General features: G+C 69.8%; 22 protein-coding genes and 5 pseudogenes. 11 read left to right on the top strand and 16 right to left on the bottom strand.

The window, feature by feature from the left end:
* The 3 genes and pseudogenes from ACFYT4_RS30950 to ACFYT4_RS30940 all read right to left on the bottom strand — a co-directional run.
* Nucleotides 1–1049: pseudogene (locus ACFYT4_RS30950) on the bottom strand (transposase); the annotation flags it as partial.
* A gap of 290 nt (nucleotides 1050–1339) precedes the next feature.
* On the bottom strand, nucleotides 1340–2185 hold the full coding sequence (locus ACFYT4_RS30945) for an SDR family NAD(P)-dependent oxidoreductase (RefSeq protein WP_389276376.1): 846 nt from the start codon (nucleotides 2183–2185) through the stop codon (nucleotides 1340–1342).
* Nucleotides 2182–2904 (bottom strand): SDR family NAD(P)-dependent oxidoreductase, encoded by a 723-nt coding sequence (locus ACFYT4_RS30940; RefSeq protein WP_389276373.1) that lies wholly within the window; start codon nucleotides 2902–2904, stop codon nucleotides 2182–2184. The genes ACFYT4_RS30945 and ACFYT4_RS30940 overlap by 4 nt, the downstream gene beginning before the upstream one ends.
* A 75-nt stretch (nucleotides 2905–2979) precedes the next feature.
* Between ACFYT4_RS30940 and ACFYT4_RS30935 the strand changes: the two genes are divergently transcribed.
* Nucleotides 2980–3474, top strand: a complete 495-nt coding sequence (locus tag ACFYT4_RS30935; RefSeq protein WP_389276370.1) for a LysR substrate-binding domain-containing protein — start codon at nucleotides 2980–2982, stop codon at nucleotides 3472–3474.
* Between the two features lie 215 nt (nucleotides 3475–3689).
* Here ACFYT4_RS30935 and ACFYT4_RS30930 read toward each other — a convergent pair whose 3' ends face one another.
* Both ACFYT4_RS30930 and ACFYT4_RS30925 read right to left on the bottom strand, forming a co-directional pair.
* Nucleotides 3690–3905, bottom strand: a complete 216-nt coding sequence (locus tag ACFYT4_RS30930; protein WP_389276388.1) for a hypothetical protein — start codon at nucleotides 3903–3905, stop codon at nucleotides 3690–3692.
* An 11-nt stretch (nucleotides 3906–3916) separates the two neighbouring features.
* A pseudogene (locus tag ACFYT4_RS30925) lies at nucleotides 3917–4251 on the bottom strand (ATP/GTP-binding protein); the annotation flags it as partial.
* A 230-nt stretch (nucleotides 4252–4481) separates the two neighbouring features.
* Between ACFYT4_RS30925 and ACFYT4_RS30920 the strand changes: the two are divergent.
* The 4 genes and pseudogenes from ACFYT4_RS30920 to ACFYT4_RS30905 all read left to right on the top strand — a co-directional run.
* A pseudogene (locus ACFYT4_RS30920) lies at nucleotides 4482–4877 on the top strand (nuclear transport factor 2 family protein); the annotation flags it as partial.
* Nucleotides 4878–4916: 39 nt separating this feature from the next.
* Nucleotides 4917–5324 (top strand): YybH family protein, encoded by a 408-nt coding sequence (locus tag ACFYT4_RS30915; protein ID WP_389276379.1) that lies wholly within the window; start codon nucleotides 4917–4919, stop codon nucleotides 5322–5324.
* A gap of 205 nt (nucleotides 5325–5529) precedes the next feature.
* Nucleotides 5530–6024, top strand: a complete 495-nt coding sequence (locus tag ACFYT4_RS30910; RefSeq protein WP_389276367.1) for an AAA family ATPase — start codon at nucleotides 5530–5532, stop codon at nucleotides 6022–6024.
* 936 nt (nucleotides 6025–6960) lie between these two features.
* Nucleotides 6961–9957 carry a family 16 glycoside hydrolase gene (locus tag ACFYT4_RS30905; RefSeq protein ID WP_389276364.1) on the top strand — a complete coding sequence of 999 codons (2997 nt, stop codon included), beginning with the start codon at nucleotides 6961–6963 and terminating at the stop codon, nucleotides 9955–9957.
* Nucleotides 9958–10697: 740 nt separating this feature from the next.
* On the opposite strand, the gene ACFYT4_RS30900 is transcribed toward ACFYT4_RS30905, so the two are convergent.
* Nucleotides 10698–11288 carry a hypothetical protein gene (locus ACFYT4_RS30900; RefSeq protein WP_389276362.1) on the bottom strand — a complete coding sequence of 197 codons (591 nt, stop codon included), beginning with the start codon at nucleotides 11286–11288 and terminating at the stop codon, nucleotides 10698–10700.
* Nucleotides 11289–11541: 253 nt separating this feature from the next.
* Between ACFYT4_RS30900 and ACFYT4_RS30895 the strand changes: the two genes are divergently transcribed.
* The gene (locus ACFYT4_RS30895; RefSeq protein ID WP_389276385.1) at nucleotides 11542–11901 is read left to right on the top strand and encodes a hypothetical protein; all 360 of its coding nucleotides are present in this window, start codon (nucleotides 11542–11544) and stop codon (nucleotides 11899–11901) included.
* 225 nt (nucleotides 11902–12126) lie between these two features.
* On the opposite strand, the pseudogene ACFYT4_RS30890 reads toward ACFYT4_RS30895, so the two are convergent.
* Both ACFYT4_RS30890 and ACFYT4_RS30885 read right to left on the bottom strand, forming a co-directional pair.
* A pseudogene (locus tag ACFYT4_RS30890) lies at nucleotides 12127–12378 on the bottom strand (hypothetical protein); the annotation flags it as partial.
* Between the two features lie 67 nt (nucleotides 12379–12445).
* Nucleotides 12446–12994 carry an SMI1/KNR4 family protein gene (locus tag ACFYT4_RS30885; protein WP_389276359.1) on the bottom strand — a complete coding sequence of 183 codons (549 nt, stop codon included), beginning with the start codon at nucleotides 12992–12994 and terminating at the stop codon, nucleotides 12446–12448.
* A 369-nt stretch (nucleotides 12995–13363) separates the two neighbouring features.
* Between ACFYT4_RS30885 and ACFYT4_RS30880 the strand changes: the two genes are divergently transcribed.
* The gene (locus tag ACFYT4_RS30880; RefSeq protein ID WP_389276382.1) at nucleotides 13364–13567 is read left to right on the top strand and encodes a hypothetical protein; all 204 of its coding nucleotides are present in this window, start codon (nucleotides 13364–13366) and stop codon (nucleotides 13565–13567) included.
* Between the two features lie 9 nt (nucleotides 13568–13576).
* On the opposite strand, the pseudogene ACFYT4_RS30875 reads toward ACFYT4_RS30880, so the two are convergent.
* The 3 genes and pseudogenes from ACFYT4_RS30875 to ACFYT4_RS30865 form a co-directional block, all read right to left on the bottom strand.
* Nucleotides 13577–14197, bottom strand: a pseudogene (locus tag ACFYT4_RS30875) (site-specific integrase); the annotation flags it as partial.
* Between the two features lie 2 nt (nucleotides 14198–14199).
* Nucleotides 14200–14700, bottom strand: coding sequence for a DinB family protein (locus ACFYT4_RS30870; protein ID WP_389276356.1), 501 nt, complete (start codon nucleotides 14698–14700; stop codon nucleotides 14200–14202).
* A 45-nt stretch (nucleotides 14701–14745) separates the two neighbouring features.
* Entirely contained in the window at nucleotides 14746–15372 is a 627-nt protein-coding gene (locus ACFYT4_RS30865; RefSeq protein ID WP_389276353.1) for a class I SAM-dependent methyltransferase, read from the bottom strand.
* 87 nt (nucleotides 15373–15459) lie between these two features.
* Between ACFYT4_RS30865 and ACFYT4_RS30860 the strand changes: the two genes are divergently transcribed.
* Both ACFYT4_RS30860 and ACFYT4_RS30855 read left to right on the top strand, forming a co-directional pair.
* On the top strand, nucleotides 15460–16080 hold the full coding sequence (locus tag ACFYT4_RS30860; protein WP_389276350.1) for a helix-turn-helix domain-containing protein: 621 nt from the start codon (nucleotides 15460–15462) through the stop codon (nucleotides 16078–16080).
* Nucleotides 16081–16125: 45 nt separating this feature from the next.
* Entirely contained in the window at nucleotides 16126–17328 is a 1203-nt protein-coding gene (locus ACFYT4_RS30855) for a hypothetical protein (RefSeq protein WP_389276347.1), read from the top strand.
* Between the two features lie 345 nt (nucleotides 17329–17673).
* On the opposite strand, the gene ACFYT4_RS30850 is transcribed toward ACFYT4_RS30855, so the two are convergent.
* The 3 genes from ACFYT4_RS30850 to ACFYT4_RS30840 form a co-directional block, all read right to left on the bottom strand.
* The gene (locus ACFYT4_RS30850) at nucleotides 17674–18849 is read right to left on the bottom strand and encodes a DUF418 domain-containing protein (protein ID WP_389276344.1); all 1176 of its coding nucleotides are present in this window, start codon (nucleotides 18847–18849) and stop codon (nucleotides 17674–17676) included.
* 927 nt (nucleotides 18850–19776) lie between these two features.
* Nucleotides 19777–20775, bottom strand: coding sequence for a type I glyceraldehyde-3-phosphate dehydrogenase (gene gap, locus ACFYT4_RS30845; protein ID WP_389276341.1), 999 nt, complete (start codon nucleotides 20773–20775; stop codon nucleotides 19777–19779).
* 107 nt (nucleotides 20776–20882) lie between these two features.
* Entirely contained in the window at nucleotides 20883–21839 is a 957-nt protein-coding gene (locus tag ACFYT4_RS30840) for a GlxA family transcriptional regulator (protein ID WP_389276338.1), read from the bottom strand.
* 455 nt (nucleotides 21840–22294) lie between these two features.
* On the opposite strand from ACFYT4_RS30840, the gene ACFYT4_RS30835 reads away from it, so the two are divergent.
* Both ACFYT4_RS30835 and ACFYT4_RS30830 read left to right on the top strand, forming a co-directional pair.
* On the top strand, nucleotides 22295–22522 hold the full coding sequence (locus ACFYT4_RS30835) for a hypothetical protein (protein ID WP_389276335.1): 228 nt from the start codon (nucleotides 22295–22297) through the stop codon (nucleotides 22520–22522).
* Between the two features lie 236 nt (nucleotides 22523–22758).
* Nucleotides 22759–23799: a hypothetical protein gene (locus ACFYT4_RS30830; RefSeq protein WP_389276332.1), complete on the top strand. Its 1041-nt coding sequence runs from the start codon at nucleotides 22759–22761 to the stop codon at nucleotides 23797–23799.
* A gap of 394 nt (nucleotides 23800–24193) precedes the next feature.
* On the opposite strand, the gene ACFYT4_RS30825 is transcribed toward ACFYT4_RS30830, so the two are convergent.
* Both ACFYT4_RS30825 and ACFYT4_RS30820 read right to left on the bottom strand, forming a co-directional pair.
* Nucleotides 24194–25471, bottom strand: coding sequence for a sensor histidine kinase (locus tag ACFYT4_RS30825; RefSeq protein WP_389276329.1), 1278 nt, complete (start codon nucleotides 25469–25471; stop codon nucleotides 24194–24196).
* Complete coding sequence (locus ACFYT4_RS30820) at nucleotides 25464–26159, bottom strand: response regulator transcription factor (RefSeq protein WP_389276326.1); 696 nt, start codon at nucleotides 26157–26159, stop codon at nucleotides 25464–25466. Before ACFYT4_RS30820 ends, ACFYT4_RS30825 begins: the two co-directional genes overlap by 8 nt.
* Nucleotides 26160–26171 lie beyond the last annotated feature (12 nt).

Genomic DNA, 26171 nt, shown 5'->3' with positions numbered 1-26171 from the left:
GGAACGACTGCCACCAGCGGTCCACATCGGCCGGCGTGGCGGTGGTGGCCGAGGACCACAGCCAGACCGGCTTCGGGATGCGGTCGCCCGGCAGGTGCTCGACCTGGAGTCGTACCAACGTGCCGTGCAGGACGGGTAGTTCCTCCTCCGCGTACTCCAGCCAGGGGCCGCGGTGGGTGAGCCTGGGGTGCATCCGGTCCCAGGCCATCGTCTCGGCCCTGCCGTAGCGGGCGGTGTCCGTGGCCGTGCTGACGTGGGGGTCGTGCCGGGTGTCGGGCTTGGCGAAGGTGAGAACGCCGCCGTGCCGACGGGGCCGCCCGCCCTTCGGCCCGGAACGGGCGGGGCCCGGGTCGCGGAGCATCACGCGATCCGAACGCAGTCGTCCGAGCAGCACGACGGGCACGTCCTCCAGGGCCTGGGAGAGGTAGGCGACGTCGTAGCCGGAGTCCATGACAATCCAGATCTCCGGATCACCCGCCTGCCACTGCCGGGCCTGGATCAACTGGACGACGACGTCCCGTAGCTGGGCAGCGGTGACAGCGGTCGCATCGTGCGCCGGCCCGAGGCGCACGGCGTCCAGCAGCTGGCACCACGAGGTGCGGCCGGGCTCCAGTGCGGCGACGAAGGAGTACTGCCAGCCCGGGCACCGTCTGGTCGCTGTTGCGGTCGCCACGTCCGCAGACATGGCAGAACAGCCGGTCGTCGCTGGTCGGGGCATCGGGACGGAGCCAGTTGCTCACGTCCACGGCCAGCACGATCCGCCCGTCGGCCGCCTTCGGCACCGGTAGGTCTGCCAGGGCACGACGCAGACGCGTCGGTTCGATCCATCCTCGGTCCAGCGCCGAGTACAAGGCGCCGTGCCCGCGCCGGTGCTCGGCCGTCAGCGACAGCTCGACCAGGGTGTTCACCGGCCCGTCCGCACACAGTACGGAGTCGGTGAGCTCGAAGAGCACGTCGGCGCGAGCGTAGAGGCTCTCGTAGAAATCGACCCGAAAGCGGGACAGCAAATCCAATGGCTCGCCTGCGGGCACGTTGACGGGGAGACTCATAGGCAGCGGCCGTTCTCTCGCACTTCGTTACTCGACATCTCGAAGCGTGAAGAACGGCCGCGTCACCTACGCCCGGATCCCAGGGATCTCAGCAGGTCGAGTGACCAGCGACGTTAAACGTCAAGCTGAGACATTCTCGATAGAGATGAGGTACCCCAGCTCACAGGCTTGCTATCGAGAGCCCCCAGGAGCCCATACATCTCATCAGAGCAGGTCAGCCAGGTGGACGGCTCAACCTCAGTTTCTGTGAATGCAGTTGAGATGTTGCAGGTCACAGCGATGGGCGTGTCTCAACTACACGAATAACCGACATCCCCGGCGATGCTGCCCGTCATCCGCCCGATGTACGAGTAGACGCCCGCGCCGGTCATGCCGCCGTCGACGGCGAGGTCGGCCGCGTTGACGAACGACGCCTCCGGACCGAGCAGAAAGACGGCCGCTGAGGCGATCTCGTGCGGCGAAGCTCCCCTTCCGAGGGGCGACATCGCGCGGTTGCCCTCGTACAGGGCCTGAGCCTGGTCGGCGTTGTACGCGCTGTCGGGCTTGAGGGCCATCGGGGTGTCGACCAGGCCCGGACAGATGGTGTTCACCCGGATGTGCCGCGGGGCCAGTTCGATGGCGGCGGCCTTCGTCAGTCCGCGCAGCGCCCACTTGCTCGCCGTGTAGGCGGCGGAGAAGTAGCCGGTGAGACCCGCCACGGACGATACGTTCACGATCGCGGAGCCGTCGTCCATCGCGGGCGCGAGCGTGCGCAAGCCCAGGAAGGCGCCGGTCAGATTGACGCTGATCAGGTTCTCCCACTCCTCCAGCGTCGTCTGGGTGACCGTTTTGCGGAGGGTGATTCCGGCATTGTTGATGAGTCCTGCCAGGGGGCGGCCGACGTCCCGTACGGATGACAGCACCCGGTCCCAGGTCCGCGGATCGGCGACGTCGCCGTCCAGCGTGACGAGCCGCCCGGCCGTGCCGGCCGATTCGCGCAGTTCGGCCCACTCCCGCGCGTCTTGCGGCAGCCGGTCGACCGCGATGACCGCGGCGTCCATCGACATCAGGTGGCGCACCTCGGCGGCCCCCTGTCCACGAGCGCCCCCGGTCACCACACAGGTACGGCTCTTCCAGTACTGCGCGGTCGCGCTCATGACTTGGTGGTTCCTCCGTCGACCTGCATGACCTGCCCCGTCACATACGACGCCTCTTCCGACGCCAGATAGACGATGGCCTTGGCCACCTCGCTGGGCTTCCCCCTTCGGGCGAGGGGTATCCGGGCCATGATGACGGCGAGCTGGTCGGGGTCGTCGTGAATCCAACTGCTCATCGGGGTGTCGATGTAGCCGGGCGCGACGGCGTTGACGCGGATGCCCAGAGGGCCCCATTCAAGAGCCAGGCATGCGGTGAGGTGCGCGACACCGGCCTTGGCGGAGGCGTAGTCCGCACAGTTCGGCCTGGCTCTCAGCGCCGCGTAGCTCGACACGTTGACGATGTTCCCGGAGCCCTGCTTCGCCATCTGCCGGGCGGCGGCCTGGGCGCCGAAGAAGGTCGCCGTCAGATTGACGTCGAGCGTCTCGCGCCAGGCTTTCTCGTCCAGGTCCAGCGACGGAACACGGTTCAGCATGCCGGCGTTGTTCACCCATACGTCGAGGCGGCCGTGGGTCTGGACGATCGAATCGACGGCCGGTCCGAGTCCGGTGATGTCCGTCACGTCCGTCTCGCGGTAGTCGACCCCCGCGATCATGGCAGCCTCAGGAAGGGCCCGGTCCAGACCGACGACCGTGTCGCCCCTTTCCAGGAATTCACGGCAGATGGCGGATCCGATCCCACCGCATGCCCCGGTCACGACGACGACGTTCTTCGTTTTCACTGCTTCTCTTCTTTCTGATTCGTTACGACAGGTGATCGCTGCCGTGGGTTTCCCGCGTTCGCTACTCGTCATCTGGTGCGTCTGCCCGTCGGACTTCCGGACCTCCTGCGGGGAGCGGTGCTGTTCCAGGACCTGCGCATGCTGGCCGTACCGGACGAACACCGGCTCGCGACCGCCGGGCTCGTCGACCCCGAGGACCTTCGCCATGAACGCATGCTCCGCCTGCCGCCCGGCGCGGCCTCGCCGGCGTGGTGCGCCTACCACCTCCCCAGGGCGACCCCGTCCGGAGTCCCCATCCCGGACGGCCCCGTCATTCACACCATCCGCGAGGGACTGGCCGCCGTCGAGGCCGGCCGCGGCGTCATGACACTCACCTGGCGGTCCCAGAACTACTACCGGCAGCCCGGCGTCACCTTCGTGGAACTCGATCTGCCGCCCATTCAGAGCGCACTCGTCGTACGGGAGGCCGACAAGCGGACGGTGCTCCGCGAATTCGAGAGGGCCGCGCGAAGGGCCGCCGCCCGCAGGGGGTCGCTCCAGCCGCAGGGCGAGGACTTCGTTCCCGCCTGACCGTGTTCCCGCCTGACCGTCCGGGCACACAGGGGGTGATCTGGTCCAATCCGTCGTGCCTGAGCGGGACTTCGCGACCTGCCGCCGCCCGCAGGTTCCGTCGGACGTACGGCTGGCTGGTCCAGGTCGGGCCGCCCCGGGGGCGACGCGTCTGCGGGTGCGGCGGGTGGCCCAGGGGCGCAGCGCGCCGAAGGGAGCCGCGGCCGCGAGGTCGCCTACGCGCCCGCGTGGATGTGCGCCGCCCACAGCGTCGGAATCCGCGGATAGCGATCGCAGAACACACGCATCGCCCGGTGCGCACACGCCCCGATCAGGTCGGCGTCCGCCCCGTGTGTCGCGCCAGGTAAGAGCAGGGAGCGGAGCTGGTACTCGCCGAGATTCTCGTCGATGCCGTAGATGGTGCCCCTCTCGTTGTCGACCTCCTTCTCCACAAGGGCGAGGGGGCGGTGGTGATCTGGGCCTGGGACGTGCGGGCGTGACGGGGATGCCGAGGTAGCGGGCGAATTCGGCGGCGAGGGTCTTGGCGGTGCCACCGGGCGGCACCAGCCGGTACGCGAACATGCGGGGCCGGGGTGTTTTCGCGTGTGGGCGAGGTGGCAGGTGCACCCGACTTCGAGGGGGCGGTGGGTTTCCCGGCCGCGGCGGGGCCGGTGACGATCAGCGAGGACGGGCGGTGGTCCGCTGGTGGCGGCCGAGCAGCATCAGGGTGCGGCCCTGGGTGTCGATGGCGAGGGTGCGGACGGTGACGAACGCGGGGTGGCACGCGAGGCGTTCTTCCCGGCCTTCCACGCGCACATCGTCGAGACCGGCACCGGCTCCTACCGCTTCGCCCGGAGCCAGAAGAAGCATCGACGCTGCTGACAGGGCGTTCCTTCCTCACCCGAGGCGACTTTTCCCGCCCGCCGATGAGTTTTATGGCGGTGGAGAGTCTGCCAAAGCAGGCGGGTTGACGCGCCCGCCCGTGCGCCGCGAAGCGGCGCCGACCGGAAAGGACAGTGAGCTTGGCCATGCCCGACAATGAAGAGCAGATCCGGGCCTTGATCGAGCAGTGGGCTGTGGCGGTGCACCAGGGCGATTTGAGTGGTGTCCTGGCGGACCACTCCGATGACATCGTCATGTTCGATGTCCCGCCACCTTACGAGGGCGTCCGTGGCATTGACGCCTACAGCGGGACATGGCCGCCCTTCTTCGAGTGGCAGGCGCAAGGAGCCGCGTTCGCGATCGAGTCGTTGGACATCACCGCAGGAGACAATGTGGCCTTCGCCCATGCTCTGCTGCTTTGTGGAACCCCGGAGGAACTTGCCGAACGGCCGGAGAACCGTCTGCGACTCACTCTCGGGCTGCGCAAAGAACACGGCCGGTGGGTCGTGGCACACGAGCACCACTCCTTCCCGGACACCTCCGGCGGGCAGGCTGCGCCCGTCGCCGCTGGAGAGCAGGAGGTGCATGCGGTCCACCAGCAGTGGTTCGACCGCACCGCTGCGAAGGACCTGGACGGGCTGATGTCCCATATCGCCGAGGACGTCGTCTCCTACGAGCACGGTGAGCCGCTTCAGCACCTCGGCCTGGAGAGCATCCGGGAAGAGTGCAGGCGCGGGCTTGAAGCAGCTTCCGGGGCCATCGACTGGAATGTCCCGGACCTGGAGATCCTGGTCCGGGAGGACATCGCCGTCGCCTGGGGCCTCAACCGCATGCGGACTCAGCAGCCTGACGGCGAGACCGCCGAAAGCTGGTCACGGGGCACTCGGGTGTTCCAAAGGAGAGACGGCGAATGGAAGATGATCCACCAGCACGTCTCCTTCCCCTACGACCCGGAGACCGGCCGGGCGAAGACCGGACTCCGTCCGTAAGTGCCTGTTTCTCGTCCCATGGTTCGTAACGGGCTTGGTAGAGGGATCGTCGGTCCCGTACGGGTGGGGAGATCGGGCGAGCGCGGGCGGAGCCGAGGCGAGCGTGCGGACAGTGCGGTCACGGAATCGGAAACCATTTCCGTTGCCCGGAGCGGCTGCGCGAGTATGCCGGAATGACCTTGCCGCGGCGCTTGGGAGGTGCCTGATGGATGCGAGTCCCGGCCCCAGGCTGATCTTGTTGTGCGGGCTTCCCGGCTCCGGGAAGACGACGTTGGCCAAGCGCCTGGCGAGAGAGATTCCAGCGGTGCGTCTGTGTCCGGACGAATGGCTGGTGGATCTCGGTGTCGACCTGTTCGATGAGCACCTGCGTGACCGGCTTGAGAGGCGGTTTTGGGCTCATGCGCAGGATCTGCTGAGGCTCGGACAGAGTGTGATCCTGGAGTTCGGCTTCTGGGGGCGTTCTGAGCGGGATGAGAAGCGCTTGGCGGCGAAGGCACTCGGGGTTCGCGTGGAACTGCACTGCCTTGCTGCGTCGATCGATGAGTTGTGCCGCCGCCTCGACGCGCGCAGCCGGGAGGGCGGGCCGGGGACAGTCCCTATCAGCCGCGAGTTGCTTGAGGGGTACGTGAAACTCTTCCAAGCACCCGACGATGACGAGCTGGGTCTTTTCGACACGCCGCCTCCGGGACGACGCGGCTGACCGGACCCTCGCGATGCAGGCCCGGTCAGCCGTCCGCCGTCAGTCGGCGCTGGTCTCCTCGGCCAGCCGGGCGTCCCTCCGGACCTCGGGGGCGGCGTCCGCCCACGGACCCGCTGGCCGGCGGAATCCTCATGCGCGCCCGGAAGTTCGCGGACCTCGCGCAGCCCGCGCCCGCTCGCTGACCACGACGTCCTCCGGAGCCCGGCCGAGCCGTACCGCCTGACGGAAACCGGCCGGGGTGGGGCCGGGCAACGCGGCGGGAGATCTCGTGCGACGCCCGCCCGTCGCGGGGGCGGCGGTCCTGGCGGAAGCCGTTGATCCCTGCCCCTGGCATTGTCCCCGTCCGGTGCATGCCCCGCGCGCCCGCGCTCCATCTGTGCCGGTCCGCGCCTGTGGCGGTGCTCGCCGGACACCGCATGGTTCCCGGGTTTCCCGCCAGGGGTCCGTCAGCGGGCGACGCCGACGGGATCGTATCCCCGTGCGGCCCGATCTGAGCCCGCTCGGGAGTGTCGGCCGATCTTGGTACTGGTTGGTCCCGGGGCCGCGCCGCTACCACTCGCTCTCCAAAAACTTTTGACTCTCTGTGGACGAAGTATGGACCGCGTAAAGAAAAGTCCTTAGTGTCTGTCGCACGCACCACAACTGACGCACCGTCGCCGACGCACCACCACCGTTGAGAAGCGTCACCGTTCCACCGCCCCCTCGTTCTCGTGCCAGCGCTCAAGGCGTCACTGCGTGAGCACCACTGCTCACGCCCGCACCGGCAGCCCCCACCGTGGGCTCAGTCACCCGCAGACACGCGTAGAGCACACCCGCACCGCCCTCCCCCACGGGGGCCGACTGCACGCACTTTCGAACGGGCAGCCGCCCGTCCGCTCCAACCCAGTGCCAGGAGGAAGTGTGAGATCACGGCCGTACCGCCGATTTTCCCGACACATGGCGGCACTTGTGCTCGCCGGGCTGGTCGCCGGCAGTTGGTCGCCCGCCGTCGCCGTCGCGCCGGACCGGGCCGCCGCCGACATCCCGCCGCAGGAGCCCGGCGTCACCCTGCGGGTCTTCGATCTGCAGGCGCCGCTGAAGAAGCTCTGTGAGCTGAAAGAGGGCCAGACCCCCAACATCGACAAGCTGATGCCGGTCGTGGACTGGTCGAGCGAAGCCGACTTCGGCATGGGCAGCAACTTCATGACCCAGGCCATCGGCTATCTGAACGTCCCCCGGGACGGGTCGTACGACTTCCGACTGATCAGCGACGACGGCTCACGGCTGCTCCTGGACAAGCGGATGGTCATCGACCACGACGGGCTGCACGCCGCCGAACCCAAGGACGGCACCGCCCAGCTGACGGCCGGTCCACATCCGCTGCTCATCGAGCACTTCGAGGCGGGCGGCGGCGAGCAGCTCACCCTCCAGTGGAAGCCTCCGGGCGCGAGCGACTTCACCCTCGTGCCCAACTCGGTGCTCAGCACCGACGCCGGCGTGGTCCGGGTCACCGCCCCCGGCCGCAAGGAGTGCGTCAGCGGCCAGGACAACCCCGGTGACGGACTCCCGCTGGCCGGGGTCCATCCCAACTACTCCCTGACCGATCTGCGCCCGGCCGGCTTCGAGCCCAAGGTCTCCGCCATGGACTGGCTGCCCGACGGCCGACTCGCGGTGTCCACCTGGGGCGAGAGCCAGACCAGCAACGGCGAGGTCTACCTCCTCGACAACGTCACCGGCGCCACCGGCCCCGACAAGGTGACCGCCAAGAAGGTCGCCTCCGGGCTCCGCGAGCCCATGGGCATCAAGTACGTCGACGGCAAGCTGTACGTGTCCGAGAAGCACCAGCTCACCGAGCTGAACGACACCAACCGCGACGAGGTCACCGACACCTACCGCAAGATCGCGTCCTGGCCCTACGGCGGCAACTTCCACGAGTTCGCCTTCGGCCTGCTCTACGACAAGGGCAGCTTCTACCTCAACCTCTCCGTGGCCATCAACTACGGCGGCGCCACCACCAACCCGCAGCCCGCCAAGGACCGCGGCACCACCATCAAGGTCGACAAGAAGACCGGCAAGGTCTCCTACATCGCCGGCGGACTGCGCACCCCCAACGGCATCGGCTGGGGCCCCGACAAGGAACTCTTCGTCACCGACAACCAGGGCGGCTGGCTCCCCGCCTCCAAGCTGGTCCAGGTCAAGAAGGACCGCTTCTTCAACCACTACACCCGCGCCCAGGACGGCGCCGACACCGTCTCCGGCCGCTTCGACGACCGCCCGGTGACCAAGCCGGTGCTGTGGCTGCCGCAGAACGAGATCGCCAACTCACCCAGCACCCCGCTGACCCTGAAGAAGGGCCCCTTCGCCGGGCAGATCCTCTTCGGTGACGTCACCTACGGCGGACTCCAGCGCGCCAGCCTGGAGAAGGTCAACGGCGAGTACCAGGGCGCGGTCTTCCGCCACACCCAGGGCCTGGAGGCCGGAGTCAACCGGATCAGCGTCGGCCCCGACGGCGCGATCTACGCCGGCGGCCTGGGCGCCGGGGGCAACTGGGGCCAGGAGGGCAAGCTCAACTTCGGCCTGCAGAAGCTCACCCCGAACGGCACCAACGCCTTCGACATCCACTCCATGCGCGCCACCGACGACGGTTTCGTCCTGAAGTACACCCAGCCCCTGTCCCCGGCGACCGTCAACCGGATCGCCCAGAACCTCGCCCAGAGCTACGAGGTACGGCAGTGGCGCTACTCGCCCACCCCCGAGTACGGCGGCCCCAAGATCGACGAGGAGCCGCTGAGGGTCTCCGGGGCCGTCGTCTCCAAGGACCGCACCCAGGTCCGTCTGGACATCCCCGGCCTGCGCGCCGACCGTGTCGTGCACGTCCGCTCCCCGCGCCCCTTCACCGCCGCGAGCGGTGACGCGCTGTGGAGCACCGAGGCCTGGTACACCCTGAACGCCATCCCCGGAGACAAGTCGCGGCCGACCGCCTACGAGGCGGAGGAGGCCAAGCTGTCCGGCGGCGCCGACATCGACAAGGAGCACAAGGGCCACTCCGGCGGCGGCTTCGTGGACGGCTACGGCACCCCCGGCGCCACCACCACCTTCCACGTCGAGACCGCCAAGAAGGGCACGTACGACGTCGGCCTGCGCTACGCCAACGGCCCCCACCCCTTCAACGGCACCAAGAAGATCAGCGTCTACGTGAACGGGAAGAAGGTCCGCCAGACGGCGCTGCCGCCGACCGGCTCCTGGACGACCTGGGCCACCCACACCGAGCGGCTGAACCTGCGCAAGGGCACCAACACCATCTCGTACCGCTACGACGACGGTGACGACGGCCACGTCAACCTCGACATGCTCCACCTCAACCGGCCGGGCGCCCGTATCAACCTGCTCGACGGCGGCAGCCTCTCCCAGTGGCAGCACACCGACGGCCGCGCGGTCGCCTGGCCGCGCACCGCCGACGACGCCATCGAGGTCTGCTGCGGCGACATCCGCACCAAGCAGTCCTTCGGCGACTACAAGCTGCACGTCGAGTTCCGCGTCCCGAAACTCCCGGACGACGTGACCGGCCAGGACCGCGGCAACAGCGGCGTCTACCTCCAGGAACGCTACGAGATCCAGGTCCTCGACTCCTTCGGCGTACCGAAGCTCGCCGCCAACGAGGCCGCCGCCATCTACAACCAGAAGGCGGCCGACCGCAACGCCTCGAAGGCACCGGAGACCTGGCAGTCCTACGACATCACCTTCCGCGCCGCCCGCTACGACAGTGCGGGGAAGAAAACCGAGGACGCCCGGGTGACCGTGGTCTGGAACGGCGTCAAGGTCCACGACAATGTGGCCATCACCGGCCCCACCGGCGGCAGCATCCCGGAGGGCGCCTTCACCGGCTCGATCCGCCTCCAGGACCACGGCAACAAGGTCCGCTACCGCAACATCTCGATCCAGCCCATGAACTGACGGATCGACGAGGGAAGGACCGGCGGCCCCCGGCACCAGCTGTGCCGGGGGCCGCCGTGTGCGGTGGCCGGTGCGGTGGTGCGCGCACCACCGCACCGACGGTCCGCAGCACCGCACCCAAGGCGTCTCACGTCCATCATCCTGACCCCGTACCGGGTGCCCGGGTTGCCGGCCGTCGTCGCGCGGGAGCCGGGGCTCGACACGCACATCGGGCTGGACCCGGAGGAGGCCGGGCCCGACCGGGCGGCTCTCCGCAGGCCCTGCACCACCTCGGCACGCTGGTGTCGTTCTGGCCAGGGGTGTTCCGGTGGTTGGTGGTGCGGCGGCGGACCTGGGCGAAGCTCACTTCGCATCTGACCGCCGAGACCTACGGCAAGAGTCCTGCCGTGGTGGACCGCCGGATGCTGGAGCGGGCCTGTGCACGGTTCATGGGGCCGCGGTGACCGGCGCCTTGGGGCCGTGCCGGATCCGGCACGGCCGGACCTCATCCCGCCCGCCGCGCCCCCGGCAGGGTGGCACACCTGGCCGCGCTGACCACACCGGGCCGGCCCGCCCCGGTCCCCTCCGGCCATGACGGCGCTTCCGCCCCGGACGCCCCCGACGGGCGGGCAGGACGGATACCGAGTGGACCCCGGCAGCCGAGTTGGACAACACGTCCGGGACCTCCTGCCGCTGGGACTCCAAACGAGGGCACTACAACACCGGGAACGCCCAGCGCCGGTACACCGACTGGCAGGCAGTCATGCTGAACCGATCTCCAGAACCCGTGGCCCATAGAGCCTGGCGTGAGTGGACTTGGCGAATTCCATCATCTGCTGTTGCAGGACGGTGGCTGCAGCCGCATAGCGCTCCGTGTCACCGGCCGAGCGGGAACCATCTGAGGAAGTCAGGGAGAGCCACTCTTCGACATCGTCTATCAGGGCCTGGTGGCTGGCGTACACGGCGTTCATCAGGTCTGTGACCCCTTGCTGTTCCTCGCGGGACAGCATCAGCCTGAGCACCCACTCTGCAGCCTGCGACTCACGTATCCGGTCATGCACAGCGGCGCGCTTGGCTTCCAGTTGCCCGTTCTCAGTGTGCGGATGCTGAACATGCCGGCGCACCATCCTCATCTCGCGTCTGCAGGCATCCACACCCAGAATCAGCTCAGCATGGGCTGCCCTCATTTGGCTGACTGTCTCCGCATCGTGCTGGGCAATCTGCTGAGCATGCACCAGGCGCAGCTGCGTGTGGGCCTGGAGCCGCGCGCCCGCCCACGACAGGAGAGAACCAGCAAGGGCGCCACTCGCACCAAGGGCCGCACCGACGATCACTGCCAGTTGTGAGTTCATGTCATTACCGTATGAACATGCACGGCGGTCCAAACCCATTGCTGCGACCCGGCAGGCATCCGGGCCAGGCCGGTGAAGGCGTCGGCGGCCTGTCACGTCCGCCCGCTCACTTCGGGAGTCTGACGGATGGGGACAGGCCCCGGCTTCGGAGAGGATGCCGCCCCCGCCGACGTCCGCTTCCGCCCCGGATACCGCTGGCCCTGCCGCCCCCCGCCCGGCCCAGGTGCGGGGGCCGTCCCGGCCGAGGACCGCAGTGCGCGAGGGGCTGCCCGGTGGGGACGGGCAGGTGGCGTACACCGTGCCGGCCACCAGCCGCTCGTACGGGATGACCGACCGCCGCATCGACAACGCCACGTCCCGGCCCGGCCGTATCGCCGCGTCCACCGACGTCGTGCCCACCGGCCGCGCGACCCTCGCCGAAGAGGAACTGGACGAACTGCCCGACGGCAGCCACGAAATCGGCGTCATCGAATGGGTTGACTACCGCAAGACCGCCGAGCTGCCGATCTTCCCGCCCATGGGACCCGCCCCGGCAGCCCTGCCCCACCCCCGCGCCGCCGTTGCCGACGCCGCCCTCGACGCTGTCACCGACGAGAACTACACCTGGGTGTGACCGGCCCGGCCCCATCAGCGGGCGGCAGAACGGCAGCCTGCGGCTCCTCGACGGTCGGCACCGATGCGCCTCCAGCAGCAGCTGTGGCTGCGGGGCCACCTGGCCCGGGGGTGAGGACCCGGCGCCGGGCGGCGTGTACGGTCCGCAGCACACCCGGCACTCGGCCGTGGAGAGCGCGGCGTCCGGGCCCATCTCCCGGTCGTCAAGGAGATCCGTGTGCCACCCGTCGATCGCCTTGGCCTCAAACTGGCGCATCACCGCGGTGAGCATAGCCGTGTGCTTCGGCTCCGTGGCCCGCTCCAGGCTCGCGGCCTGGGACCCCTGCCCGTACCGGGCCAGCGCCGCGAGCCGGTTCGGCGGGATCTGCGACAGCTTCAACCGGCCCAGCTGGAACGCGCTGATCTCAGGGACCCGCTCCAGCGACCGCCCGAAGGCGGTAGCCGTCGTCCGCGTCGACGGCCGGCACAGCCGCTCCAGCCGCTTCCCCACCCAGATGTTCGCACCCGATGCCCTCGCAGCGCGTCGGGCTCCGTGCGAGTGGGGGTCAGTCCCACCAGCCGTCGCCGGCGTGCCAGCGTTGCACCCACTCCAGGAAGCCGACCGCTTCCGGCAGGGGATACGGGGAGGCGCCGACGTCGCTGACGAGCCAGACCTTGCCGCGTTGCGGGCCGGTCACCACAAGGACCCAGTAGAAGGGTCCGTCTTCGGCGCCGAGCACGATGGAGCCGTGACCGTGGACGGCGGCGACGCGCTCGTGGTGGTCATCGGCGAGGGGCTCGCCCCCCCAGGCCCAGGCCTCCCGGAGCGGGAACGGAGCGGCAGGCTTCCGGTCTTCCCGTTCGGGCCAGTCCGGCGGGAGCCAGCCGAGGGGCAGGAGGCCGCCGTCTTCCGGTGGCCCGAGGGATGACCCGTTCGTGATCTCGGCGATCAGGCTCCGGTACGGCTCCGGCAGAACGACCCCGTGCTCGGATTCCCACGCCGAGACCCCATCGTGTCCCAGCGCCGGCTCCCGCCACCCCGGTGCGAATGCGGAGCGCAGGAACTCCAGGGCGGGCTCATCAGGGCGTTGATCGGGTGATGACGTGGTTGTCATGGCAGCATGCTGGCAGAAGGGACTGACAGAGCCGCTGCGAGGGCACCCAGGCTCGAACATCTGGGAAGGGAAGCTGACGCCGCTGCCGGGGAAGACGTGATCGTCGACACGCAGGGCGTCGGAAGCCGTCCACGGGTGATGCTGATGCCCGCTGGGAGAGGGCGCTGCAGACAAGTGGTCGGCGCGGGACGTCGCCGGGAGACGGACCTACGGCACAGGTCGCAGGGCCGCGCGGTCCTGCGGTGGCAGAGCTCCGCTGCGATCAGAGGCGCGACCAGAACGGCGAGCAGAAGCGTCACCAGAGCTGCGACCAGAGGCGTGGCCTGGACTCTCCTTCATGCTCCGGCACCTGGACTGGTTCGGCTGTGGGTGTACAGCGGCGGCCTGCTGGTGCTGCGCCGCCTGCTGGCGGGCCCGGCGTCCTGCCACCTCCCGGCCGTACCGCTCCGGGAACTTCTCGGCGATCGTGGCACGCAGGGCTTTCTCGGTACGGGCGTCGGCGGCCCGGGCGCGGTGGCTGACGGCGCAACGGAACAGCGGACAGCGCTGAGAAGGATCAAGGAACGCGGCTGACTGGCTGTTGTCACCGGGCGCGAGCAGGCCGGTGATCTCGGCGATCGCCTCCGGCGACGGCTTGAAGCAGCGGCGGACGTTCTCCGGCTACTCGTGCCTCGACTTGTCCATCAGTATCAGCGAACTGGCCCCCGCCTCGCCGAGGTGCGTCAGGGAGGAGCGGCGGTGTTCGTGCAGGTCCCAGCCGGTGCCGGACCCGCGTACGGCGGTGTGCTCGTCCCATGGGGCACGTGCCTGCCTGTATGAGAGCCCGGCGAGGCCGGTGTCCGGGCACGCGTCCCGGGGATTGACGACCTTGCCGGGGCCAAGCCGCCGGTGAGTGGCGAACACCGGCCCCCGCGTACGGCCCTTTGAGGAGGCAGGGCGGAAGTCGGACGGTGCCGGCGTCCCAGTAGACCGTTTCCGGTACGAAGCCTTCGCGGGCTTGGTCCCGGCGACTGGTCCTGGTCCGGGCACCTTTGGCCTTGACCTGCCAGTGCCGCCCGGCGAAGTCCAGGTCCTCGATGCCGACGCCCGGGATCTCGTCGGACCGCCCGGCGGACTCATACGGCATCCGCCACCGCGTCTTTTCCCGGAGCTGGATGTCGCGGCGGGCGATCAGCCGGTCATCGCCGTCTTCGAGCGGGCCGGGATCAGCGGCCGGTCGTGCCGTCGATGAGTTCGCGGAGGACGTCCGCGTGGCCCGCGTGCCGGCCGGTCTCCTCGATCATGTGGGTGAGTGCCCAGCGAATGCTGGGAGCGGGGCGGTCCGGCTGCGGTCGGGGGACCGGTGCGCCGAGGTCGGTGCACCCGTCGAGAACGTCGTTCGCGCGCTGGACCGCGTCGTGGTGGCGGCCGACGACGTCGGTCACGCTGTCCGCCGGTGCGGCGTGGAACGTCGCCTGCCAGTCGGTGACGTCGTCCCCGAGAAACGTCGAGCGCTCGACGGACGTCAGGTGGTGCAGCAGGCCGAGCAGGTTCGTGCCCGACGGCACTGCGGCTGTTCGCACCTGCGGCTCGGGTGCGTCGGCGACCTTCGCGGCGATCGAGGTTCGGAGGTAGTCGAGGAATCCGCGCAGGACCTCGGTCTCGTTGCTTCCGGTCCGGGGCGGCGGGGTGTCGCGGCGGCGGTTGCGGCGCGTGGTGCCGGGCATCGTGGTCTCCCTGTCTGTCGTCGGGGGCGGGCGCCGACCACCGTCTCAGGCGGTGCGGCGGATGAGGAGGACGTGGTCGGTGACCTCGGCGGTGCTCCCGTCTGGTCCGGTTGCGATTCGGCGGGGTGCGTCGGCCCGCTCGACCGTCCATGTCTCCGGGGCCAGGCCGATACCCGCGGCGACTTCCCGCGGGCTCGGGTAGCGGATGCCGGGATCCTGGTTCCACGTCCACGGCGCGGTCGAGCCGTGGTCGACGACCAGCAGCCGTCCGCCCGGGCGCAGTGTGTGCGCGGCCGAGCGCAGTACGGCTTCCCGGTCCAGGTCGAAGGGGGTGTGCAGGTAGTGCGCGCAGACCAGGTCGAATCCGCCGGACGGGAGAGACTTGTGCAAGTCGGCCCGTACGGTGGTGACGCGATCGCCCAGGCCGTGTGAGCGGGCGAGGACCGCGAGCCGTTCGACCGCCACGGCCGAGATGTCGGTGGCGGTGACCTGCCACCCCTGGCGGGCGAGCCACAGAGCGTCGCCGCCGTCGCCGCATCCGAGATCCAACGCGTCACCGGGCGGCAGGCCCGTGATCGTCTCGGTGAGGCGGCCATTCGGCTGCGGGTTGCCGGCCGCCGGTCGGGCCGCGTAGACACGGTCCCAGAACGTGACCGCTTCGGTGGTGCTCATCAGGACTCCCTGTGTCGGTATGCGCTCAGTCTTGCCAGGCACCCCGGGATCTGGCACAGAATCTTGCGGTAATGGCAAGATGGCCGCGTGGATCGCAAGACGGACGACGACGTGCTCGACGCGGTGGGGCCGCGGCTTCGTGCGCTGCGTCGTGACCGCGGCCTCACCCTCGCCGACCTCGCGTCCACGACCGGCGTGTCGGAGAGCACCCTGTCCCGGCTGGAGAGCGGGCAGCGCCGACCGAGCCTGGAACTGCTGCTGCCGCTGGCCCGTATCTACGACGTTCCGCTGGACGACCTCGTCGGCGCCCCGCGCACCGGAGACCCTCGGATCCACCTCAAGCCGATCAGCCGGTTCGGACTGACCTTCGTGCCCCTGTCCCGGCGACCGGGCGGTGTCCACGCGTTCAAGATGATCATCCCCGCCCGGCCGGAACCACCCGAACCGACCCCGCAGGCCCACGAAGGCTTCGAGTGGCTCTACGTGCTCAACGGACGCCTACGACTGGTGATCGGCGAGCGCGACCTGACGCTGCCGCCCGGTGAGGCAGCCGAGTTCGACACGTCCCTGCCCCACTGGCTGGGCAGCGCCGACGGCGGCGCGGTCGAACTCCTCATCCTGTTCGGCCCGCAAGGGATGCGTGAGCACGTACGCACCGACCCTCATCGGTCGTCTCAGGCCGGGAGCCGACGGCGAACCGCTTCTTGATCTCCGTGATCCGTGCCTTCAGCTCGGTGTCCAGGTCCATGGCTCATGCACAACCTTCCGGGACAGAACAGTGCTGACGGGTGGCGGGGTTGGCTATGGTTGCCGCGGGTCCGTGGGAGCGGTCGGTCGCGTGGGAGCCGGCGCGCACAGGCCGTGGCAGAGGTGGTTCGGATGAAGCTGGCTACGGCCTTCAACGACGCGTGGCACCAGCAGCCGGATCCGGCGGAGCGGCCCGTCGGCCGTCGGCCGTCGAACCCGCAGTGGGTGCTCGTCTCGGCCCTGTGGTTGCTCGCCGCCTGGACACGGGAATCCACCCCCGGGTGGGCGTCGACGCTCGTGCTCAACACGACCGGTGACCACCGTGACGAGCCATGGCCGGCTTCGCCCGAGCAGCTTGCCGCGATCGCGGACCTGCCGGAAGTCACGGGCGCTGTCCCGTACGCCGGCATGTTGTCGAAGGACGACCACTTCACGCCGCCCGAAGAACTGGTCTCGCTCATCGCCGGGGCGGCCCACGTTCACGACGCGCGTCGGACGTCGTTGGTGCGGTACCTCGCGGTCGGCCGGAAGGGCGACCTGCTCCGCCTCACCACGACCGACGATGACCCAGCCCTGCACCTGTTGCACCGGGACTACCACGGCACGGCGCGGATCACCCTCGCGCCGGCGCCGACGGTGCAGCAGCCGCCGGTCATCGCGGACGACGGTGCCGACGGCGCCATCCGAACCCGGATCTCCTGCCTCGCCACGCTTCTGAGCGACCTCCTTATGGTGAACAACAACAACCCCGTCGACTTCCGGTTCCGGATTGGCACGCTCCCCGAAGACGCCACACAGGACGACGACCGCCTCGCCGCCGCAACCCGCTGGTGGTCGGCCACCCGCGAGGACGCCGAGGAGTACGCCGACGGCGAACCGACCTTTCGCCCGATCACGTTCACCGAACTGCGGACGTCGCTCCACAACGACGCCCGGCTCTTCCTCGTCGACATCTCGGACGGCTCGTGGAGCGGCATCGAAGAGATGCCCGAGATTCCGGTCGGCCACGTCGTGACTCATCTCGTCGACGACCTGGTCGACGTCATCGAGGGTCGGCTGGGCGGCGCGCTCGTCGCCGTGAACGGGTACCTGCCCACCGGGTGGCCGCCGGCGGACCCAACCGACGAGGACGACGACTGCGAGTACACGTACGTGCTGTTCGTCCGGGGCAACGAGGTAGGCGTCCTCGACATCGACCGGTCCTGCTGAACACGTAACCAAGCGCAAGGTGTTCCGCGATCGCGCTCAATGCCGCGGTCGACAAGCCGTGTTGGTGCGTCAGCGGTTGCGTAGCTCTCTCGTGGCGGGCCCCGGTTGTCCTCGAACCCGAAGGGCCCGGGCCGGTGGTCGAGGCCGCTGCTGAGATCAGGGCGTGCTGCGACGAAATCGTCCTGCCGACGACCGATGAGGGGTACGCGGCCACGGTGTGGCGGGTCAACGGGGGTGGACAGACCCCGCCGACGGCGCTGTGGGTGGTGGTGCCCTTGGGCGGTGTGGTCGGGAGGCCTGGAGGGGCTGCCGGGCATCACGGCCCGGTCCGGGGGCGGGGGCTGCTCAGTGCCGTAGGGCCCGCTTCTGGAGTGCTTCCAGCGGGCCTGCCCGGAAGTGCCGCAGCCAGAGTGCCGAACCGGCCATCAGTACAGCGCACACTGCCGCCCACATGCCGATCACCCACCACGGCTGCCATGCGTCGCCGAGCCGGTGGGCAAGGCCGAGACCGAGGCCGTACGAGAGGAACATGCACAGCACATTCTGCAGGACGTAGCCCGAAAGGGCGGTCCTGCCGACACAGGTGAGGCTGTTCAGCACCGGGCCCGGACGTCGCATCCGGTCCACCAGTGTGCCGATCAGCCCGATGTAGCCGAGCGCCATCAGCGGGCCGGCGGCGTACCGGTCCAGGAGGAACAGGTCCGCACCCACCAGTGACGCGACCAGGCTGAGCGGGAGTCCGAGGCCCAGGCCCCACACGAGCAGGCGGGCGCGGATACGGCGGCCGGCAGCGTCGGAGCCGAACGCGCCCGCGCGAAAAAGCCGCACGCCCAGCAGGAACAGGAAAACGAGAAGACAGAATGTCAGCAGCGGCTCAGCCCGGAAGGCCGGCGCGTGTTCCAGCCGGAACGCGACCTGCTCGGTGTAGCTGCCGTGCGCGTACAGATCGGCTGCCCGACGCGAGACCGGATCGCCGTCCTTCCGTCCGTATCCCGCCAGGGCGGCCGACAGCAGGCAGATCAGCGTCAGATGCAGCCCTGCCGCCCACCACATCACCCGGCGCTGCGCTGTCGGCGAGCGGGTCAGCAGCCATGCCACGAACAGCGCGGTCACCGCGTACCCCATCAAGACGTCCCAGGCGAAGACGAGGAGGAAGTGCACGGTCCCTTCCGCGAACAGGAACAGGGCCCGCCACCGGTACCGTCCCGGCCACGGTTCCCCGCGCCGGGCGGCCGAGCCGAACTGGATGGCCAGTCCCACGCCGAACAGGATCGTCAGCAACGACAGGAACTTGCCGTTCGCCAGCAGCCGCATGATGCTCCCGGCCGCATCCGGGAGCGAGGCGAAGGACGTCTCGGCCATGCCCCCCGTCAGGATCCCCCACTCCGACCCCGGACTGGCGAAGACCCAGACGTTCGTCATCAGGGTCCCGAGGATCGCCGCCCCGCGCAGCACGTCGAGCAGCGGGAGACGCGTGGACTGGCCAGTCGTCTCGACTGGCATGGACGTGGTCCCGGTCATACCTTCATCGTCCCGGCGCATCCGGCCGCTCACGTCATGACCGCAGACGAACAGCCGCTACACCGAACGATGTACCTAGCCGGTGAGCAGGGCTCCCACCTCTGCACGACCGGCCCGTCACCAGGCGTGACACCCGAGCACCAGACACCACCCCCGGCATCTGATCAGGGCCCGGCCCAGTCGTACGACCGGGCCGAGGGCTCCCCCCCCAAGGCCGTCTGCACAGGGTGTCACGGCCCTCGCCCGGCAGGCCCGAGCCCTGGCGGTCGGGGCCGGGCAGCCGGTGAGCGAGAGCGTGCTGCACGAGGGGGAGCAGATCCTCCGCTCCGTCCTCGCCGACCCGGAAGCGGCAGAGCAGTGGGCGGCGGGCCGGCTCGTGAAGGCCCGCCGCCGTCCGTCGGATTCACCCGCGCCCGGCAACAGCACGGCGGACAGGGACACCACGGCGACCGGTCGCCCGGCCGCCGGGCCGGCCCCGGCGATGCTGATCGGGATGCAGCGCAGCGCACCGGTCTCCATCCAGGAAGCGACCAGGCCGCGTTTCACCCTCCCGGACATCGAGCGGGAGCTGCCCCGGACTACACGAGGGCTTCCCGGCCGGAGTTCCCCGGCATCCTGGCGCCGGAACCGGCGTCCCCAGCCCCGCTCTTCCTCCCCACTTGGCTGTGGGCTCGACCAGGGGGCGGGTCCGTCTGATAGCCGTCAGATTCGAGGCGCGTCGCGGACTGTCAAGGGTGGCCATAGGCCATCGCGGGCGACGCTCGAACAGCGCCTTGACCGGCCGTGGCGCTCCCGCACCCTCCGGAAGCCGGGCGGACCCGCTTCTGTGACTGAGCGCTCTGGTTGGCCCGGCTGGTCCACCAGAGCGCCCCAATGACGTGCTGGCCTGCGCGGTCGCCGGAGGCGGGGCACCACCCCGGCGTCCGGTCAGCGGGTGGCGAGGAACTCAAGCGTGTCGATCACGCGGTTCGAGAAGCCCCACTCGTTGTCGTACCACGCGACCACCTTGACGTGGCGGCCGTCGACGCGGGTGAGGGCCGAGTCGAAGATCGACGAGGCGGGGTTGCCCACGATGTCGGAGGAGACGAGCGGGTCGTCCGAGTACTCGAGGATGCCGGCGAGCGGCCCCTCCGCTGCGGCGCGGTACGCCGCCAGCACGTCGTCGCGCGTCACGTCACGGGCGACGGTCGTGTTGAGTTCGACGATCGAGCCCACCGGCACCGGTACGCGGATCGAGTCGCCCGACAGCTTGCCGTCGAGGTTCGGCAGCACCAGGCCGATCGCCTTGGCGGCGCCGGTCGTGGTCGGCACGATGTTGATGCCGGCGGCTCGGGCGCGACGGGCGTCGCGGTGCGGACCGTCCTGCAGGTTCTGCTCCTGCGTGTAGGCGTGCACCGTCGTCATGAACGCGTGCTCGATACCGGCGAGTTCATCGAGGACCGCGGCCAGCGGCGCGAGCGCGTTGGTGGTGCAGGAGGCGTTCGAGACGATCGTGTGCACGGCCGGGTCGTAGGCGTCGGTGTTGACCCCGAACGCGAGCGTGACGTCGGCGCCGTCCGACGGCGCGCCGACGAGAACCTTCTTCGCGCCCGCGTCGAGGTGGGCCCGGGCGGCCTTGGCCGAGGTGAAGCGGCCGGTGGCTTCCAGGACGATGTCGACGCCGAGTGCGGCCCACGGCAGCTGCGCCGGTTCGCGCTCGGCCAGCACCGTGATCCGACGACCGTCGACGACGAGGGCGTCCCCGTCGACGGCCACCGGGCGCCCGAGCCGGCCGGCCGTGCTGTCGTAGGCGAGCAGCCGGGCGAGAGCGGCGGGCTCCGTCAGGTCGTTGACGGCGACGATCTCGAGGGCGCTGTCGCGCTCCAGCAGTGCGCGCAGCACATTGCGTCCGATGCGGCCGAATCCGTTGATGGCGATGCGAGTCATGAGTGATGTCCCTTCCCTTTCACACCAGGCTCGCCCGCGACACACGCCGCTGACAGTGGCGGGATCGCCACGGTTCGAAAGGATCCCGCCACGCGGTGCCGGGCGGGTTACTCGCCCCGGGTGAAGGTGCGCCGGTACTCGCTCGGTGTGGTGCCGAGGATGCGCTGGAAGTGCAGGCGCAGGTTCGCGCCGGTGCCGAGCCCGATGTCGGCGGCGATCTGTTCGACGCTGCGCTGCGAGCGTTCGAGCAGTTCTCGGGCCAGGTCGATGCGGGCGCGCATCACCCACTGCATCGGCGTGTAGCCGGTCTCCTCGACGAAGCGCCGGGAGAACGTGCGCGGCGAGACCCTCGCCTGCCGCGCCAGTATGTCGAGGGTGAGGGGCTCGCCGAGCCGGTGCAGCGCCCACTCGCGGGTGGCGGCGAACCGCTCGCCGAGCGGCTCGGGGACGCTGCGCGGCACGTACTGGGCCTGGCCGCCGCTGCGGTAGGGGGCCGCGACCAGACGCCGGGCCGCGTGGTTGGACGCGGCCACTCCGAGGTCGCCGCGCAGGATGTGCAGGCACAGGTCGATGCCGGAGGCGGCGCCGGCCGAGGTGAGTACGCTGCCCTCGTCGACGAACAGCACGTTCTCGTCGACCTGGACGAGCGGATGCCTGGCCACGAGTGCCCGCGTGTAGTGCCAGTGCGTCGTGGCGCGCCTGCCGTCGAGCAGGCCCGTGGCGGCGAGCGCGAAGGCGCCCGTCGAGATGGCGGCGAGCCGCGCGCCCCGGTCGTGGGCGGCGATCAGTGCCTCGACGACGGCCTGCGGCGGGTCGTCGCGGTCCGGGAACCGGTAGCCGGGGACGAAGACGATGTCGGCCCACTCAAGCGCGTCGAGGCCGTGGGTGACGTAGTACGCGAGGCCGTCGCCGCCGGTCACGAGACCGGGTGTCGCCCCGCACACCCGCACCTCGTACGGCATGCTCGCGCGGGTCGTGAAAACCTGCGCAGGAATTCCGACATCGAGCGGCTTCGCACCCTCGAGCACAAGGACGGCGACGCGATGCAGGCGGGGTGCAGGCACAGCAACAGGTTACGTGGGGTGACTTCGATACGCCCACTGCGCGGGACCGGGCAGACGACACACCGGCCGGGCCGTCCTCCACGTAGCGGTCCACCGCCCGTCCCACCTGTCGCCAGCCTCCAGCCGATCTGACACCGAACACGCGCTCAAGAGGAACCTCCACCCCTTCACGCTCTCCAGGACCCCATCAGCCCCGTCGGGCCAAGCCGACCGCTCACGGACCTCCTGAAGCGTCCAGTTGCAGCTTCACAACCATCGGCCACCTCGCTGGGTGGGGAACAAGAGCAGGTCTGGGGAACGAGGTGCCCAACGGGAATCCGTCAGGACGGAACCCTGCCGCTTCGGCGTTGCCGACACAGGCGGCGAGGGCGATCTGCATCCGTGTGCCGGGAGCCGGAACGGTGCGCCGAAGCGCTCGGAGGCGCGGGGCGGAAGGCTGCCCTCCGTTCATCGGCATGCTCCGGCCGGGCGATCTGGCCTTCTTCGAACCCGACGCACGGACCGGCGACCGCATCGACCGCATGGGCCTCTACCTCGATTGGGGCACCGACGGAAACATGATCTTCCTGTCGAGCCGGGAAGAGGCCAACGGGCTCACCATCGGCGACGACGGAGGCACCCCTCGGCTGAACGGCGACGGCGGCTACCACACGAGCGCGCTGCGCGGCGCCAAACGGCTGTGAAAGCAACGGAATGAGGCGTACGGGAAGCAGCCGTACTCGTCCGGCTGCCGAACCCTGCCGCGGCGCACGGCAGGGTCTGGGGCCCTGCGGGTGGCGCTGACTCGGCCGCGTTCTGGCCTCGGCCCCGCGTGCGGGGAACCGTCCGCCGTCCGCCGTTCGTCGTAGGGGCACAGAGCAGGCCGGGCGGCAATCAGGGCACCGCGCCGCCGGAGCGGAATCATCGAGGGGGACACCGGGTGGCTACGGGCACGGTACGGATCGACGGGAACAGCCTGCTGCTGGGCGACGGGGGGCGCGTCCGCTTCATCCGCACTCTGAGGCTGCCCGAAACGGGTACTCATCCGCTGCCCCCGGGGCTGGGCGAGTTCCCCCTGCGGCGTGTGGAGGACTACGCGGCCTCGGTGCCGCCCGCCATGAGGAAACGGGGCGGCGTGATGCTCCCCATGTATCTGCGCGAGGCGATGTGGCTGAGCTTCGCCGGCAGCCGCGAGCCGACCGCGCTCCAGGTCGGTGTCGGCAAGGTGTGCGCCGTGTCCGGCGAGCCCTGGGGCGACGGACTGTCGAGCCGTCCGCAGAACTATGTCGTCCTGCCCCGGCAGCCCTGGCTCGACGGCATCAACTCCGGTACGGGGACCGTCCGCCAGTTCGTCGCCGTCCCGCTGGGGCTCGGGGCGACCGTGGAGGGCCAGGTGACCGGCGAGGAGACCTGGGGCGGGGTCCAGCTGCGGTCCTTCCCGCTGGAGGCCGGGGCACTCGCCGCCTGGCGCGAGGAGGAACGCCGTAAGGCCGAGCGGATGCGGCAGCGGGTTGGTTCGCTGGACCTTGAGGAACTCGACGTGCCGGACTTTCTCAAGGGGCCGGGTGCCGCGCCCGCGGGCGCACCGGTCCCGGCGGCGATGGGGCTCGGCGCGGGCGGCACCATGCGCCAAGAGGTCTACCGTGACACCCGGGCGCCCGCCGAATGGGCGGACGAGCCCTCCGCGCGGGTGTTCGTGCACCTGGTCACTCCGCCGCAGTGGCGTGCGATCACCGGAGAGGAACCGCCCCCGTCACCCGTTGACCGGGCCGCCTACACACAGGCGGGTCTGCCCTGGTACGAGTACGGCGACGACACCGCCACGGACCTCTCGCCCGCCCCGGCGCTGACCGACGTCAAGCCGGTGGGGCAGTGGATCGGCGACGACCACGCCCCCTGGGCGGAGCCCGGCCCGCATCAGATCCAGCCACTGGGTGACGCCCCCGCGCCCGGGAGTCCGGTGGCCGACGGCGACTGGTGAGTCCGGCTCCGGCGGCGGTGCCGAGTCGGGCTCCGCCGACCGGCCCGGCGTGTTCGTCACGCGGGCCGGCCCCGGACGGCGTCGGCCCGGACGGTGAAGGTGCTTCCTTCAGGAGGGCGCCGAACACGATCGGGCGGGCCGGCGGCTCATCCGGCAGCCCCAGCGCCTGGAAGAGACCCCGCCGGATGTCGCGCGGGGTCGGTCCGGCCCGCAGCTCCAGGCGGTGGGCGATGTCCGCGGGGCGAAACTGACCGACATCGTCCTGCCCGATCCGGCCGGTCCGCAGACGCACATCATGGCCTTCGCCTCCACGACGGCCCCGATGTTGTCCCGCGTGGTCAGCAGCGTGCCGGTGCCCAGCAGCTGTGCCTGCTCCAGGCCCAGGAAGTGGTCTTCACTCTCGTCGGGCTCGTCGGGCAGCAGCCCGGTCCAGATCAGCGATCACCGCTCCTGTCCTCATCCGGCGTAGGGGTGCGCGGGGGTCTGGGGCGGGCCCAGGGACCGTGCGCAGCGAGATCGGGACGGGCCGGCGCACGGCGGTCCGTCTGCGGCGCCGCACAGCGTGGTGGACCTGGACTCCGGCCGAGCGGTGATCCGCGCAGCCACCCGCGGGTAGTTCCACAGTGATGCGGATTCCGCCGGCGGGACGTGGGGTGAGGGTGAGTGTTCCGCCGTGCGCCTGGGCGATGGTCTTGACGATGGCCAGGCCGAGGCCGACGCCTGCCTGGTCGGTGTGGATGCGCTCGGTGCCGCGCTGGAATGGTTCGGTGAGGGTCGAGACCAGCTGTGGGGTGAGCTGCTCGCCGGTGTTCTCGACAGTGAGCACCACGGTCTTGGAGTGGACGCTGGTGTGAACCCGAACAGTGCCGTGTTCAGGCAGGTTGTGGACGATCGCGTTCTGCACGAGGTTCGTGGTCAGCTGCAGCAGGAGCGCCGGCGATCCGATCGTGAGGGCGATGTCGCCGATGGTCTCGATGGTGACGCCATGCTTTTCGGCGAGGGGGAGGAGTGTTTCGGTGGCCTCTTCCGCCAGGAGGGACAAGTCGACGTGCTCTCGGGTGAAGGACCGTCGCTCGGCGCGGCTGAGCAGGAGCAGTGCCTCGGTGAGGTCGATGGCGCGGGTGTTGACGGCGTGGAGGCGGTCGACGAGTTCGCCGGGGTCGTGGTCCGGATCGCTGCGGGCCACGTCGAGCAGTGCCTTCGAGATCGCCAGCGGGGTGCGCAACTCGTGAGAGGCGTTGGCTGCGAATCTCTGCTGTTGGGCGACGTGTGCTTCGAGCTGCGTGAGCATCATGTCGAAGGCGTCGGCGAGTTCGCGGAACTCATCCCTGCGGCCCGGCAGCCGGATCCGGTGGGAGAGCGATCCGTTCGCGGCCATGCGGGTGGCGTTCGTGATGCGGGTCAGGGGGGCGAGCATGCGGCCGGCGAGGATCCAACCTCCCAGGAGACCGAAGACCAGCAGGAACGCCAGTGCCGCGCCCGCGGCCGACGCGAAGTCGCGCAGGAGGAAGGAGCGGACCAGCACCCCCCCGGGGACCCTCGTATAGGCGGGCAAGTGGCGCAGGACGAACACCCACACCACCGCGAGCAGCAGGATGCCGGCAAGCATGAGGAATCCGGTGTAGCTGAGGGTGAGTTTGAGGCGAACGCTCAACCCGGGCTGTCTATCCACGGTCCCCACCTTCACGTCCGGTGCCGGGTGCTGTGTCGATGCGGTAGCCGACGCCTGGCACGGTGGCGATGAGCCAGGGTTCACCGAGCCGCTTGCGCAGGGCCGAGACCGTGATGCGCACGGCATTGGTGAACGGGTCGGCGTTCTCGTCCCACGCCCGTTCCAGGAGTTCTTCGGCGCTGACGACACCGCCTTCGGCCGCGACGAGGACTTCGAGCACGGCGAACTGTTTGCGGGTGAGCGCAACGTAGCGGCCGTCGCGGTGGACCTCGCGGCGGAACGGATCCAGACGCAGTCCTGCGATCTCCCGTACGGGAGGTCTGGTGTGCGCACGCCTGCGGTCGAGTGCTCTGAGTCTGAGCACGAGCTCCTGCAGCTCGAAGGGCTTCGTGAGGTAGTCGTCGGCGCCGAGTCCGAACCCGGAGGCCTTGTCGTCGAGACGGTCGGCGGCAGTGAGCATGAGGATCGGTATGCCGCTGCCGGAGGCGACGATGCGTTGGGCGATCTCGTCGCCGGAGGGGCCGGGGATGTCGCGGTCGAGGACGGCGCTGTCGTAGGTGTTGACGCTCAGCAGTTCCAACGCGGTGTCGCCGTCACCGGCGATGTCAGCCGCGATCGCTTCCAGGCGTAGGCCATCGCGAATGGCTTCTGCCATATAGGGCTCGTCCTCGACAATCAACACACGCATGTTCTTGAGTTT

Source organism: Streptomyces sp. NPDC004609, assembly GCF_042873655.1.
Taxonomy (GTDB): domain Bacteria; phylum Actinomycetota; class Actinomycetes; order Streptomycetales; family Streptomycetaceae; genus Streptomyces.
Note: the sequence above shows the minus strand (reverse complement) of the source record. Positions and strands in the feature narration are given on the sequence as shown.